The sequence below is a fragment of the Gordonia sp. SMJS1 genome (assembly GCF_029866425.1).
Taxonomy (GTDB): domain Bacteria; phylum Actinomycetota; class Actinomycetes; order Mycobacteriales; family Mycobacteriaceae; genus Gordonia; species Gordonia hongkongensis.
This window is the reverse complement of the sequence record NZ_CP123383.1, coordinates 1-14,720: the sequence shown is the minus strand read 5'-3', so window position 1 is coordinate 14,720 and position 14,720 is coordinate 1. Positions and strand designations below refer to the sequence as shown.

Below are 14,720 nucleotides of genomic sequence, written 5' to 3'. Positions count from 1 at the left end.
ATGGCGACTGCTGTGGGTATAGACCTGGGCACCACCAACTCGGTCATCGCAAGCTGGCAAGGCGGCGAGCCGGTGGTGATCTCCAATGTCGAGGGTGCGCGGACGACGCCGTCGGTGGTGGCGTTCACCGATAGCGGCGAGCGCCTGGTGGGTCAGCTGGCCCGACGGCAGGCGATCTTGAATCCGAAGGGCACGATCTACTCGGCGAAACGCTTCATCGGACGTCATTACGACGAGATCTCCGAGGAGGCCAAAGCGGTCAGCTTCGACGTCGTGCCGGGTGACAACGGTGAGGCACGATTCGACGTGCGGGGAAAGAAGTACGCGCCGGAGGAGATCAGTGCCCTCGTGCTGCGCAAGCTCGTAGATGACGCGAGCAAGTTCCTCGGTGAGAAGGTGAAGGAAGCGGTCATCACCGTTCCGGCCTATTTCAATGACGCGCAGCGCAACGCCACCAAAGACGCCGGCCGGATCGCGGGCCTCGAGGTCCTGCGGATCATCAACGAGCCGACCGCGGCGGCACTGGCGTACGGCATGGACAAGCAGACCCACGAGACCGTACTGGTCTTCGACCTCGGCGGCGGCACCTTCGATGTGAGTCTGCTCGATGTCGGCGAGGGAGTAGTCGAGGTTCGCTCGACGGCCGGCGACTCCCACCTCGGCGGAGACGACTTCGACCGACGCCTGGTGGACTACCTTGCCGACGAATTCCAGAGCGCGGAGAACATCGATCTGCGCAAGGATGCGCAGGCATTGCAACGCCTCTTCGAGGCCGCGGAGAAAGCCAAGGTCGAGTTGTCCTCGGTAACTCAAGCCCAGGTCAGCTTGCCCTTCGTCACCGCAGACGCGAACGGTCCCAAACACCTCACCACCACGATCATGCGATCGAAGTTCGAGGATCTGACGGCAGATCTGGTGGAACGCTGCCTCGGTCCGGTAAAGCAGGCAATGAGTGACGCCAAGATCACCGCCAACGACATCGACGAGGTGATCCTGGTCGGTGGTTCGACACGCATTCCGGCGGTACAGGCACTCGTTCGCCGGCTCACCGGCGGTAAGGACCCCCACATGGGCGTCAACCCGGACGAGGTCGTGGCGCTCGGTGCCGCAGTCCAGGCGGGCGTGCTCAAAGGTGAGGTCTCCGACGTACTGTTGCTCGACGTCACCCCGCTGTCCCTCGGCGTCGAGACGCAGGGCGGGGTGATGACCAAGATCATCGAGCGCAATACGACGATCCCGGCCCGGCGCAGCGAAGTGTTCTCCACGGCGGAAGACAATCAGTCCGCCGTGGACGTCGTGGTGCTGCAGGGCGAACGCGAACGGGCCGCCGACAACCGGGTCCTCGGCCGGTTCCGGCTGGAAGACATCCGCCCCGCGCCACGTGGCGAGGCCCAGGTCGAAGTCACTTTCGATATCGACGCTAACGGCATCCTCAACGTCACCGCCCGCGACAAGGACACCGGCAAGGAGCAGAGCATCACGATCAGTGAGCAGGGCAACCTGGACCAGAGTGAGGTCGAGCGCATGCTTGCGGAGGCCGAACGGAACCGGGGTGAGGACGAGGAGCTGCGCAAGGCGGTCGACGCACGCAACGCGCTCGATTCGGTTGCCTACCAGGTGGAACGGCGACTCGCCGAACTCGGTGACAGTGCGCCCCCGCACGACAAGGCGCGTGCCGAGATGCTGATCGCCGACGCCAGGAAGGCTGTGAAAGACGGTGCTTCACCCTCGGAGATAGAGCCCCTGACCTCGGAGCTGCAGCAGCTGCTCTACGGGCTCGCGCCGGTCCAAGCCGGCGGCGGCGACGGACACCAGGCCGGCGGCGCAGAGGCTGCGTCGTCGGATGATGACGACGTGATCGACGCCGAGTTCGATCGGAGCTGAGGCACCTGATGGAGAGGTCTGCTGATCATTCGACGACCGAGCCGGCTACCGACGGTACCGACGGGGATCAGACCGAGACGGCGCCTGATCGCACCGACACGGGGGCCGAGTTGGCTCAACTCGAGGACCGCTGGCGCAGGGCCCTCGCAGATCTGGACAACCTGCGCAAGCGGTATGCCAAGGATCTGGATCGTGAACGCGCCGCGGAGGTGGCGAAGGTTTCCGCGGCGTGGCTGCCTGTCCTGGACAATTTGGAGCTTGCGCTGGCCCATGCGGGCAGCGATCCTCAGGCCGTCGTCGAGGGTGTGAAGGCGATCCGGGATCAGGCGGTGCAGGTGCTGTCACGGTTCGGCTTCGAGCGCCACGACGAGGTCGGTGTGCCGTTCTCTCCGGAGCTCCATGAAGTGGTCAGTGTGGTGGCCCAACCCGACCTTCCCTCCGGGACCGTGGTCGAGGTCTTGCGCCCGGGCTATGGAGAGGACGGGCGGCAGTTGCGTCCCGCCGCGGTGGTCGTCAGCCGCCCCGAGGGGTGAGCACCGATGGCGCGTGACTACTACGAAGTGCTCGGGGTTTCTCGGGGCGCCGGCACCGACGAAATCCAGCAGGCCTACCGCAAGTTGGCCCGCAAGTATCACCCCGACGTGAACAAGGACCCCACTGCGGAGGACAGGTTCAAGGAGGCCAACGAGGCCTACCAGGTGTTGTCCGACCCGGACACCCGGAAACGCTACGACCGATTCGGTGACGACTTCCGGCGTGTGCCCGAGGACTACGACGAACGGGTCCGGGCAAGCGCCGGTGGGTACGGCGGCGGGTTCGGCGGCGGCGGGTACGGCGGTGGGGGCGGGGGCAGAAGGGTGCACTTCGGTCGCGGTGTCGGTGGCGAGGGCGGCGTCGACTTCGAGGACCTCTTCGGGCAGATGTTCGGCGGCGGTGGCGGGTACGGGCCGATTCCCGGCGCCGATCAGGAAGCGGAACTGGAACTGACCCTGGAAGAGGCGTATCGGGGCGGCAAACGCACTCTCCGTCTGGACGGACGGCAGTACGACGTCGACATTCCGGTCGGTGTCCTGGACGGCCAGCGAATCCGGCTGGCCGGGCAAGGCGGCCGGGGCAACGGCGACGCGCCGCCCGGGGATCTGTACCTCGTGGTGCGGATCAAGCCGCATCCCCGGTTCCGCGTCCAGGGCCGGGACATCTACGTCGACCTGCCCGTATCGCCATGGGAGGCGGTCCTCGGGTCGACCGTCGTCGTTCCCACCCCGGGTGGCGAGGCGAAAGTCAAAGTGGTGCCGGGCTCGTCGACGGGACGGAAGCTTCGCCTGCGCGGAGAAGGAATGCCCAATCCGCGGGGCGCCAACGGCAACCTCTACGCCGAAATCAAGGTGATGGTGCCGCCGAAACCGACAGCACGTGAACGCGAGCTGTTCGAACAGTTGGCCGCCGAATCGAACTTCGATCCGAGGAAACAGCCATGAGCACCCCGACCCCGGGCACCCAGTACATATTGGTTCGCCGTACCGGAATGTCGCTGGATGTCTTCGCCGAACGTACCGGGCTGCACCCCGACCTGGCACGAAAGCTTGTGGCTCTCGGCCTGATCGACGCACGCCGCGACCCCGGCGGCGAAATATTGTTCGAACCGTCAGCAGTGGCCCACGCTGCCCGCATCCAACGGTTACGGACGGGTCTAGGCCTGAACTACTCGGCAATCGGGCTCGTGCTCGATCTGCTGGATCGAATCGAGAAACTCGAAGCAGCGTCCCACGGAAGGAAGACACCCCCATGGACACCGGCAGTCTGACTGAAAGGTCACGAGAAGCCCTGCAGGAGGCCCAGAACATCGCGACCAGAATGGGCCACACCGAGGTCGACGGAGAGCACCTGCTGCTCGCGTTGGTCGATCAGCAGGAAGGGCTCGTACCGCGACTGCTCGAGCAGGCCGGTGCGAACGTCGACGCCCTACGCTCCGATCTGGAACAGGCACTCATGCGTAGGCCGAAGGTCAGCGGCCCCGGTGCGACGCCCGGTCAGGTGATGATCACCCAGCGCCTGGCCAAACTGCTCGACGCCGCCGAACGAGAGGCAAAGCGACTCAAGGATTCCTACGTGTCGGTGGAGCATCTCGTGATGGCCCTCTCCGAGGAGGGGTCGACCAGTGCGGCCGGACGGGTTCTCACCAGCCATGGGGTCACACGAGAGACCTTCCTCGCCGCCTTGACCACAGTGCGCGGCAACCAGCGCGTCACCTCGGCCAGCCCGGAGGGGGCGTACGAGGCGCTCGAGAAGTACGGACGCGACCTCGTCTCCGAGGGCCGAGCAGGCAAACTCGATCCGGTCATCGGGCGAGACGCCGAAATCCGCAGGGTAACGCAGATCCTGAGCCGGAAAACGAAGAACAATCCGGTGCTGATCGGCGACCCCGGCGTCGGCAAGACCGCGATCGTCGAGGGACTCGCCCAGCGGATCGTCCGCGGCGACGTGCCCGAGGGCCTACGCGACAAAACGATCTTCTCGCTCGACATGGGTTCCCTGGTGGCCGGCGCGAAGTACCGCGGCGAGTTCGAGGAACGGCTGCAGGCGGTGCTGTCCGAGGTGAAAGCGGCCGAGGGGCGCATCCTGTTGTTCGTCGACGAGTTACACACCGTCGTCGGCGCAGGATCGGTCGGCGGCGAGGGATCTCTCGACGCCGGCAACATGCTCAAACCGATGCTCGCCCGCGGCGAACTGCACATGATCGGTGCCACCACTCTCGACGAGTATCGCAAGCACATCGAATCCGATGCAGCATTGGAGCGTCGATTCCAGACCGTTCTCGTCGACGAGCCCAGTGCCGAGGATGCAATCTCGATTCTGCGCGGACTTCGAGAACGCCTCGAGGTGTTTCACGGCGTGAAGATCCAGGACGGCGCACTGGTGGCCGCCGTGACCCTCTCGCACCGGTACATCACCGACCGTTTCCTTCCGGACAAGGCGATCGACCTGGTAGATGAAGCGTGCGCCCGGCTACGAACCGAAATCGACTCGATGCCCGCCGAACTCGACGAACTCACCCGGAAAGTGACCCGGCTGGAAATCGAAGAGGCCGCCCTGTCCAAGGAAACGGACGCGGCCAGCAAGACGCGCCTCGAGGAGTTGCGTAAGGAGCTGGCCGATCTGCGGGCCGAGGCCGACGCCCGGCACGCTCAGTGGGAGGCGGAGCGCCAAGCGATCCGTCGGGTGCAGGAGCTGCGGGGAGAGCTGGAACGCTTACGCCACGAGGCCGAGGAGGCCGAACGCAATTACGACCTCAATCGGGCCGCCGAGTTGCGGTACGGCGAGATCACCGCGCTGGAACGCAGGCTCGAGGCGGCGGAGGAGCAATTGGCTACCAGGCAGGGCCGGAATCCGTTGCTGCGCGAGGTGGTCACCGAAGACGAGATCGCAGAGATCGTGGCCGCATGGACGGGTATCCCGGTCGCTCGACTGCAGGAAGGCGAGCGGGAGAAGCTGTTGAAGCTCGACGAGATCCTGCACGAGAGGGTCATCGGTCAGGACGAGGCGGTACAACTGGTCGCAGACGCGGTAATCAGAGCAAGGTCGGGTATCCGTGATCCGCGCCGGCCGATCGGTTCGTTCATCTTCCTGGGACCGACAGGTGTGGGGAAGACCGAGCTCGCAAAGACGCTGGCCAGTGCCCTCTTCGACAGCGAAGACAACATGGTGCGCCTGGATATGAGCGAGTACCAGGAGCGGCACACGGTGAGTAGGCTCATCGGTGCGCCCCCCGGGTATGTCGGGTATGACGAGGGGGGTCAGCTCACTGAGGCGGTGCGTCGCAAGCCGTACTCCGTGGTGCTCTTCGACGAGATCGAGAAGGCCCATGCCGACGTCTTCAATACCCTGCTGCAGGTGCTCGATGACGGCCGGATCACCGATTCTCAAGGCAGGCAGGTCGATTTCCGGAACACGGTGATCATCATGACCTCGAACATCGGATCTCAGCATCTCCTCGAGGGAGTCACAGCGGACGGCGAGATCAAGCCGGACGCCCGGGCGCGGGTGCTGGCGGAACTGCGCGGGCACTTCCGTCCCGAGTTCCTCAACCGGGTCGACGACATCGTGTTGTTCACACCGCTCACGCTGCCCCAGATCGAGTACATCGTCGAGCTGCAGCTCGCCGATCTTCGGAACAGGTTGTCGGAGAGACAGATACACTTGAATATCACGCCGGAAGCACGCCGGCTCATCGCCGAACACGGTTTCGACCCGGTCTACGGTGCACGACCCCTGCGCAGGTATATCGCCCATGAGGTCGAGACCAAGATCGGTCGTGCGCTGTTGCGCGGCGAAATCGAACCGGGCGGCACCATCGATGTCACGGTCGATGACGGCGAACTGTCCGTCGCATATACGGAACAATCGCACGGGGGGCTGGTGCACGAGTAGGTGACATCTGATCTGGCTTGCTCTGCCGGGCGGCCTGGAAGGATGCCAGCTGTGCCCAAGCCCTATCCCCACGAGTTCCGCGACGACGTTGTCCGCGTCGCCCAGAACCGTGAAGACGGTGTGACTCTCGAACAGATCGCTGCCGACTTCGGTATCCACCCGATGACCCTGAACAAGTGGATCCGCAAGGCCGACGTGGAGGCCGGGATCAAGCCCGGCACCACGTCGGCCGAATCGCGTGAGCTGCGCGAGGCCAAGCGGCGTGTGCGCCTGCTTGAACAGGAGAACGAGGTCTTACGCCGGGCGGCGGCGTACCCGTCCCAAGCGAATCTGCCGGGAAAAGGTGGTACCCGCTCGTGAGTGAGCTGGCCGCTGACGGCATCCCCGTCACGGTGGCGTGTCGGGTACTCAAGATCGCTCGCCAGCCCTACTACCGGTGGCGCAAGAACCCGATCACCGACGCCGAGCTCGCCGAGGCGTACCGGGCCAACGCCCTGTTCGACGCCCACCGCGAAGACCCGGAGTTCGGCTACCGCTACCTCGCCGACGAGGCCGAAGCCGCAGGCGAGAAGATGTGCCGGCGGACGGCGTGGCGGATCTGCTCCGCCGGCGGCTGGACCAGCACCATCAGCAAGAGAGGCCGCGGCAAGCACCGCAAGGCCGGCCCGCCTGTACACGACGATCTCGTCAAGAGAGACTTCACCGCGCCCGGCCCCAACGAGCTGTGGCTGACCGACATCACCGAGCACTGGACGGCCGAGGGCAAGCTGTACCTGTGCGCGATCAAGGACGTCTACTCGGGCCGGATCGTCGGGTACTCGATCGACTCGAGAATGAAGTCCCGCCTGGCCGTGGCCGCCCTGAACAGCGCTGTCGCCAGGCGAGGGGACGTGGCCGGCTGCGTTCTGCACAGCGATAGAGGGTCTCAATTTCGTTCGAAGAAGATGCAGAAGGCCATCACCCGGCACGGCATGCTCGGGTCGATGGGCAGGGTCGGTGCGTGTGGTGACAACGCGGCGATGGAGAGCTTCTTCTCGCTGCTACAGAACAACGTCCTCGACCGTCGATCCTGGGCCACCAGAGACGAGCTCCGGGCCGCCATCGTGCACTGGATCGAACGGACCTACCACCGCCGCAGACGACAGGACCGCCTCGGCAGATTGACCCCCATTGAATTCGAGACCATCATCAACCACGAGGCCCCTCAGGCCGCGTGACTAACCCTGTCACCTATCCCTGCACCAGGCCCGACCCATTCGATGGTCCAGTCGCTATGCGGCTTGGGGTTGGTGGGTCGTGGTCCACTGTAGGGCGAACTCGGCGGGGGTGAGTCCGTGGTGGGCCGAATGGGGTCGGTTGGCGTTGTAGTCGATCCTCCAGTCTTCGATGATGACCCGGGCTTCGCGCAGGGAGTCAAAGCGCCAGGAGTTGAGCAGCTCGTCGCGCAGGCGGCCGTTGAACGATTCGATCCAGGCGTTCTGCCACGGGGAGCCGGGGTCGATGAATAGTGATCCGGTGCCGTTGAATCGGCACCAGTCGTTGACGGCGTGAGCGACGAATTCCGGTCCGTTGTCGAACCGCACGTAGCACGGTGGACCATGTATCAGGGCCAGGCGGTCGAGAACGTCAACCACGCCATCGGCGTTGATGACGCGGTCGACGTGGATCGCCAGGGCTTCGCGGGTGAACTCGTCGATCACGTTGAGCATTTTGATGGTTCGGCCGTCGGCGGTGGTGTCGAATTGGAAGTCCATCGCCCAGATCACGTTCGGCCGGATTGGGCACATCGCCCCAACCGCGGTCCCGATTCCGGTGAGCCGTTTCTTCCTGCGGCGCTGGGGAACTCGCAGCCCCTCCTCGCGCCACAGGCGGCGGATGCGTTTGTTGTTGACCGTGAAGCCCGCTTTGCGCGCGGCGATCGCGGCGCGTCGCCAGCCCCAGCGGGGCCGGTCGGTGGAAAACCCACGTAGCCAGGACCGCAGCTCGGCTTCCTCCGCGGTGATCGGCGCTGGGTGCAGTCGCATCGTGGAGCGGTGGATGCCCACCACAGCACATGCTCGCCGCTCAGATACCCCGAACCGCTCACGCAGCATCGTCACGGCGCTGCGCTTGCGGTTCGGGGTCAGAAGTTTCCCGACGAAATCTCCTTGAGCATGTCGATATCGAGGGCCTGGTTGGCGACCAACTTCTTGAGCCGAGCGTTCTCAGCTTCGAGTTCTTTGAGGCGTTTGACGTCATTGGCCTTCATGCCCCCGTACTGGGCCACCCAGCGATGCCAGGTCGACTCTGTGACCTCCAGATGCCGGCACACCTCAGCCAACTCCTGCCCGGTCCCGAGGAGCTTGTTGCCCTCGGCCAGCTTGCGGATGATCTGATCCGGCGTATGCCGCCGGCGCTTGCTACCTGCCATGTCGTCGTCGATTCTTCCTGCCCAAACACTCGGGCAACAGAGTCGCACAACAACTGGACCACTACGAAGGGCCCACCTCAGCTGCTACTGGCGCCGCAGCAGGGCCTACCCTGAATGTGTCCCGACGTCTGCACCCGAGAAAGACGGATTCTTGCCGTGAAGCAAACGAAAGATCAGCAGGTCAAGACGGTGGTGATCGGCCTGGCGCTTGGCGTGCTCGCGCAGGGCGTTGACGCTGTGACGGGTTCGAAGATGTCGCTGGAGTTCGCTTTCAACCACGCGTGGCGGAGGTGGACGGAGGCGGACCGCTTTCCGAGTATCAAGGGTCATGACCTGGCAATCTCTTCTGGATGGGGCTTTCTAAGTCTGAACGGCGCTCGGGGGTCTGTGCTGCCTGGGATCTCGATAGGTGGTGCTCGCCGTACATCGTCTACGACGGTTGGACAGTGGAAGAAGCCCTCGATCTCCACGCTGACGCGGATGTGACCGCGCAGGATTGGATCGAGTTGGGCCGGCTCTTTGTGGAGTACTTCGAGACCGAAGATGTGCGGCGATCGTTGTGAACCTCAGTATGGCGCTCCGCCTCTGACGCCTGTCCTGTGTCAGAGGATTTTTCGGGGTGCGTGACCTGTGACTAGGTTGATGTCTTTGAGGTCGTCCCATAGCCATCGGATGGCGAGTGCGGTAGCGGGAGCGGTGCCGAAGAACTCTGTCGCGCCGTGTGAGACTGAAAAGTGTGCAAATGCTCGTGCCTCGGGGTGAGCGTCGAGCCATTCGGAGAATTGTCGGTGGAGACGGTCGTCTTCGTCGGGCAGTGTGACGGCGGGATCTGGTGATTCGACTGTGAGGGCGACGTTGTTTGTTACGGCGCCAGGGTTGAGCCACGAGGCCAGCCATATCTCATGGTTGCCTGGTCCCCAAGCGTCTTCGTGGACGGTGATGTCACCTTCAAGTGTGGCGGGCATCAGCACCCGGCAGCGAAGTGTGTCACTCAGGGTGGGGAAGTGTGAGTCGACGATGCTCTGATAGGCGTTGAGAGTCTCGGTGAGTATCTGCCGGGCGCGTTCACCGAGTCGATCTTTCGAGTATCGCCCGGTGGGATGCCACGGTGTGGGGTCCTCTTGATCGGGACCCGGCCATCGGTAGAGATCGGACTCGGCCGCGCGCCGCCCGCTGAGCATACGCTGTGCCTGATTCCTTAGTTCTGTCCTCTGCTCCGGTGAATATCCAGGTGGAGAGGACAATTCGCCATGGTCGAGCTTGTCAATTGCGACCTGTAGAGCCTCGACTGATGGAAATTCCGGAGATCGATCGATGAGGGCGCGATAGACCTCTGCCTCGACGACGCCCTCAGGGGGCGAATCGACAATGTAGCCGACAAGGTTTCTCGAGATCTTGTCGGCAAGCACATCGAGAGTGAGGGTCCACGGCCAGCCTGAATGGGTGATTGGCCGCGCCACCATCTGCCTGTGCTGGGGGGACTTGATTGTGAGACGAACCTGACCGCCGTCGATCTGCACGGTGAAGGTGTGGGTGTCGAGTAACCCGGGACGGTTCTTCTCGGAGAACGTTTCGCTCAGTTCGTGGTTGGTGATCTTGCCGGTAGGTCCTAGCCCTGCGAGCCATGCTGTGAGCGCCTGGCGGATGCGCCGGTTTGCTGTGTCCTGGTTGCGATCTTGGCTGGCCTCGGCGGGGATGGCTGGGCCTTGGACTTCGCTCAGTACCCAGGCGGCAGCAGCGGGACGCCATCCGGCGAGGTGGCACATGATGTCGTCGAAGCGTTCGGTGGGTGCGGACGCGAGGGCGATAGAAACTGCGTATCTCCATCGGTCGAAGGCGACCAGGTCAACAGTTACTGACTGTTCTATGTCGACTTCGCCGGAGATCAGCGCCTGGCCGGCGAGCCATTGCTGAAAGACTGCGAGTGTGAAGCGCGCTGTGTGACGGTCGACTGTCAGCATGGGTGAGCCCTGCACCGAACCCCACTCTTCTGCTGAAAGCATGGTGCGGGTATCGACCCGCTGCCCGGTGGTTGTCGTCGCGACCGCGATTTTTCGCAGAGCGGATGAGAACGCGGCGCCTTCGCGTTTGGCGCTGTCTGTGATGACTAGGTCGATCAGCTCGGCGGCGTTGGCTTGTCCGTAACGGTGGGGTGACAGGTACTGGGCGGTGATCAGTGCGAATAGAGGGCGCCTGATCAGCTCACGGAGATCAGCGCTCCACTGCCGACCTACATGCTGATCACCGCGGGATAAGGTTCGGACGAGATCCAGCGCCTCGGCTTCCGCGAGCAGCGGCATCGGCGTTACCTCAAATCCCCTGGTGGCTAGCTCGGTGGGTCGTGTTGTCACCAACACACTTGACCGTGGCCAGGCCGCAGTGAAGAGACTTGCTTGGGTAAGCATGCCGGCGATCTCATGGAAGCGTTCGTCGAGTCCGTCGAGCACAACGAACGCCCCGCGCGCTGTCAGTATGGATGTGCCGACCTGGTCGGCGACATGACCCTCTAAGGTCGCTCCGTCGACCATCTCTTGGGCAGAGACCCAGATTGGAACTGGGGCTTCGTTGGAGTCAGCTGCGCGAGTGGTTGCCTCCCTTAGCGCGGCCTCGGCTGCTTCGCTCTTGCCTGAGCCGAGTTGGCCAGTTAACACAACAACCTCACCGCTACGGGGCGTGCTAATCGAAGTGCGCGAGGAGATGAGCTGTACAACTTGCGCCACCCGCATCGGCGAGAGGCCCGCGGCGCGAACCCTGCGTACGCGACGCTCGTCGGATAGACGCCGCACTCGCTCCAGGTAGTCGGCGGAGCTTATCGCGTCAGGTAGTCCTAGTGGTGGACGTGTGAACTCCACTGTGTTGTGCACGTCTCCGGTGTTGATAGCGGCACTGCCGCTGAGCACATTTCCAATTACGGAGCGATCCCCGTACTGGGGCTGGGGGGAGACCTTGTCGGGCCGGTCTTCGCGTGTGTCGTGTCGGGCTTGGATGATGGCGAGAATGACTGCAAGTACGAGGAGGACGCCACCGGCTGGACCGAGCACTCTCCAGTCGCGTAGCCACCACCAGTCAGGGAGGATCGACGTCGCGGCGCTAGTCCAAAAGGCCAGCGTCGATAGCACGAGCACCGAAACTATCGTGACCGTCCGTGTAGACACCGTCGAACGATATCCTGCCCCGCATCAAAGAATCGGGGTCACCGGTCTTAGCTGACTCCGCCTCACAACGTCGCCGCGGGACTGTCGTGAGAACGGTGTAAGTGGCCTTACCGCCCTCGGTGTGTCGGGGGCAGGAAGGTCGCATCATGACCGACACTCTGGTGGCTGTGGAGCCATCTGATGAACACGATGACGGGATCGTCGAGGTGCCTGCGGACCGCAGCGTCGATGAACTCGAGGTAGCCCGCGAGCTGGTCCGCCAGGCCCGGGAGGCCGGGGTCCGCCTGACCGGTCCGGATGGGTTGCTCAAAGCGATGACCAAAACGGTGCTCGAGACGGCGCTCGATGAAGAGATGTCTGAGCATCTCGGTTACGACAAGCACGACCAGCGTGGTCGTGGGAGTGGCAACTCGCGCAACGGGTCTCGGTCGAAGACCGTGCTGACTGATGCGTGTGGGCAGGTCGAGATCGATGTCCCGCGGGATCGGGCGGGCACCTTCGAGCCGCAGATCGTGAAGAAGCGCCAACGCCGCTTGACTGATGTGGATGAGGTGGTGTTGTCGCTGTATGCCCGTGGGCTCACCACCGGTGAAATCAGCGCCCATTTCGCCGACATCTACGGTGCTGCGGTCTCCAAAGACACGATCAGCCGGATCACCGACCGGGTGCTCGAAGAGATGGCCACCTGGCATGCCCGTCCGCTCGAACGCGTCTACGCCGCGGTGTTCATCGACGCCATCCATGTCAAAATCCGCGATGGGCAGGTAGGGCCCCGGCCGATCTACGCCGCGATCGGGGTGGATCTGGCCGGGCATCGTGACGTGCTCGGGATGTGGGCAGGTGAAGGCGATGGTGAGTCGGCAAAGTACTGGCTGGCGGTGCTTACCGAGCTGAAGAACCGGGGTGTAGCCGACATCTTCTTCCTCGTCTGCGACGGGCTAAAAGGCCTGCCGCAATCGGTCGGGGCGGTCTTTCCCGACACGGTGGTGCAGACGTGTGTCATCCATCTGATCCGGGGCACATTCCGCTATGCCGGCCGCCAGCACCGCGATGCTATCGCCAAGGCGATCAAACCGATCTACACCGCCCCCACCGCTGCAGCCGCGGCCGAGGCGTTGGATGCGTTCGACGCCGAGTGGGGGCACCGGTACCCGGCAGCTATCCGGTTGTGGCGCAACGCATGGCAAGAATTCATACCGTTCCTCGACTACGACATCGAGGTCCGTAAGGTGATCTGCTCGACGAATGCGATCGAGTCACTCAACGCCCGCTACCGGCGCGCAGTGCGGGCTCGTGGGCATTTCCCGAACGAGCAGTCGGCGCTAAAGTGCCTGTACCTGGTGACCCGGTCGCTCGATCCGACCGGCACCGGACAGAAACGATGGACAATGCGGTGGAAACCAGCACTCAACGCATTCGCCATCACCTTCGCCGACCGCATGCCGGCCAGCGAAGACAACTAACCGAAAACGCCACTTACACCGTTAATCTGATACTCCCGTCGCCGCAGCTAGTACCTCCACTAGCTGCTCAGGTTTCGAGATCAGTGTGGTGCGGAATTGCTCGTCGAGGCGTTCGCGTGACAGTGCCTCGACCCACTGCTTCTCGGTGAAGACAACGTCGCAGTAGACAGTTGGAACGGGTAGTTGAACGACGTCGATAAAGTCGTTTGGCCGCCACGTTTGGTGCTCAGGCGGGTGGAGGTGCTTACTCAGGCGCAGGGCGTTCGTGACTCGTCGGGTGGGAAGTGATTCCACGAGTCGGAGAATGCCGGCCCCGCCCAGTGAGGCGGTGACTCCCTCGAGAGTCAGGCCGGCGGATAGGACGCGCTCACGGATGACTGGCGCGATGTCCTCGTAATCGGAGTGGACGACGGCGGCCGGCAGGTCCTCCCGCTCCACACCACGACCAGCGATCGCTTGCGCGACGGTGACTTCGTGTTGCACGAACTTCTTGCCCCATTCATCGGCATTGAGCGGTTGGCCTACTCTCGCGTGAGTATCCGGACCAGCGCGTAGTAATGCCTCCTCGAGCAGACGGTCGATGGGTTTACGCAGGTCGCTGCTCTTGTCGGTAGAGGCGGGCCGCGGCCCCGAGATGTCGACGCCGCCGGCGGTGAGGTGCTCGATGCCGCGTCCGAATATGCGTGGCACAGCCACATCGGTGGGTCGCCCGAAGAGTTTTTGAAGTCTCGTGTCGATCTCGTAGGGAAGTAGCGGCGGCGGAATGGTGATGGTGTCGAAATCGGACAGCTCGATCATGGTGTCTGCCAGACGGTTCCTAGATCCCGCGACGTGATTCTTGGCTGTTTCCCAGTACCGATACAGGTCGAGTGGGAACGACGCCGCGTTGAGCGTTCTCGCCGCGCGACACATCTCAAGTGCGGCACTGTAGGGCGCACCGTCCGATCGACCGTGTGCAGCCTTTGCGAGACCGATCCAGGCGAACTGGTCGAGGTAAACGCGAAGCATTCGCAGCACCGTAGTCGATGCTCCTTCGGAGCCGCACGGTCCTTTCTCAAATTATGAGAAAGGGGGCACGGAGGTTCGGGCTTCTTTGGTTGCATGCGAGAGTAGCGGTCGCGCCAGGCGTAGATTTCCGTAGGGAATCGGTTGTGTGGCAATGGGTTTTAATTCTGTTGTGCGGTAGTATGTTTCATATGGGTACTGAGAGCGTCCGTAGGGCGGTCGGGTGGGGTGTGGTGAGGGGTCGGCCGCAGGCCGACACGGCCCCTGTCGAGGCCCGTTGCTCGGTCTGAACGTGCTAGACTGGTCGACATGAAACACGGTGCACCACAATCACACTCCGACCAATCGACCGTAGGTCGATGGGAAGTGGGGCAG

Annotated in this window: 11 protein-coding genes; 8 read left to right on the top strand and 3 right to left on the bottom strand. The window is 63.5% G+C overall.

The window, feature by feature from the left end; all coding sequences use genetic code 11:
* The 6 genes from dnaK (at position 1) to QAD21_RS24715 (ending at position 7,529) form a co-directional block, all read left to right on the top strand.
* Positions 1-1,884, top strand: coding sequence for a molecular chaperone DnaK (gene dnaK, locus QAD21_RS24740; protein ID WP_280362169.1), 1,884 nt, complete (start codon positions 1-3; stop codon positions 1,882-1,884).
* A gap of 8 nt (positions 1,885-1,892) precedes the next feature.
* Positions 1,893-2,417: a nucleotide exchange factor GrpE gene (locus QAD21_RS24735; protein ID WP_247207564.1), complete on the top strand. Its 525-nt coding sequence runs from the start codon at positions 1,893-1,895 to the stop codon at positions 2,415-2,417.
* Between the two features lie 6 nt (positions 2,418-2,423).
* Positions 2,424-3,362, top strand: a complete 939-nt coding sequence (locus tag QAD21_RS24730) for a J domain-containing protein (protein WP_247207563.1) — start codon at positions 2,424-2,426, stop codon at positions 3,360-3,362.
* Entirely contained in the window at positions 3,359-3,688 is a 330-nt protein-coding gene (locus QAD21_RS24725; RefSeq protein ID WP_006930777.1) for a chaperone modulator CbpM, read from the top strand. Before QAD21_RS24730 ends, QAD21_RS24725 begins: the two co-directional genes overlap by 4 nt.
* A complete protein-coding gene (clpB, locus tag QAD21_RS24720) occupies positions 3,670-6,312 on the top strand; it encodes an ATP-dependent chaperone ClpB (protein WP_280362155.1) in 2,643 nt (880 codons plus the stop codon). The genes QAD21_RS24725 and clpB overlap by 19 nt, the downstream gene beginning before the upstream one ends.
* A gap of 51 nt (positions 6,313-6,363) precedes the next feature.
* Positions 6,364-7,529 (top strand): IS3 family transposase gene (locus QAD21_RS24715; protein WP_280362153.1). Its coding sequence is split into 2 segments (ribosomal slippage): positions 6,364-6,648 and positions 6,651-7,529, totalling 1,164 coding nucleotides; the frame shifts between segments, so codons are not numbered across the junction.
* 54 nt (positions 7,530-7,583) lie between these two features.
* On the opposite strand, the gene QAD21_RS24710 is transcribed toward QAD21_RS24715, so the two are convergent.
* A protein-coding gene (locus QAD21_RS24710) for an IS3 family transposase (RefSeq protein ID WP_085948638.1) occupies positions 7,584-8,722 on the bottom strand; the annotation gives its coding sequence in 2 pieces (ribosomal slippage) (positions 7,584-8,452 and positions 8,452-8,722; 1,140 coding nt in all).
* A 156-nt stretch (positions 8,723-8,878) separates the two neighbouring features.
* On the opposite strand from QAD21_RS24710, the gene QAD21_RS24705 reads away from it, so the two are divergent.
* On the top strand, positions 8,879-9,208 hold the full coding sequence (locus tag QAD21_RS24705; RefSeq protein WP_280362150.1) for a hypothetical protein: 330 nt from the start codon (positions 8,879-8,881) through the stop codon (positions 9,206-9,208).
* A gap of 116 nt (positions 9,209-9,324) precedes the next feature.
* On the opposite strand, the gene QAD21_RS24700 is transcribed toward QAD21_RS24705, so the two are convergent.
* Positions 9,325-11,250 carry a hypothetical protein gene (locus QAD21_RS24700; protein ID WP_280362148.1) on the bottom strand — a complete coding sequence of 642 codons (1,926 nt, stop codon included), beginning with the start codon at positions 11,248-11,250 and terminating at the stop codon, positions 9,325-9,327.
* A 773-nt stretch (positions 11,251-12,023) separates the two neighbouring features.
* On the opposite strand from QAD21_RS24700, the gene QAD21_RS24695 reads away from it, so the two are divergent.
* A complete protein-coding gene (locus QAD21_RS24695; protein WP_014928678.1) occupies positions 12,024-13,340 on the top strand; it encodes an IS256 family transposase in 1,317 nt (438 codons plus the stop codon).
* A gap of 21 nt (positions 13,341-13,361) precedes the next feature.
* Here the strand turns inward: QAD21_RS24695 and QAD21_RS24690 are convergent, their stop codons facing one another.
* Positions 13,362-14,348 carry a hypothetical protein gene (locus tag QAD21_RS24690; protein ID WP_280362147.1) on the bottom strand — a complete coding sequence of 329 codons (987 nt, stop codon included), beginning with the start codon at positions 14,346-14,348 and terminating at the stop codon, positions 13,362-13,364.
* Positions 14,349-14,720: the final 372 nt, after the last annotated feature.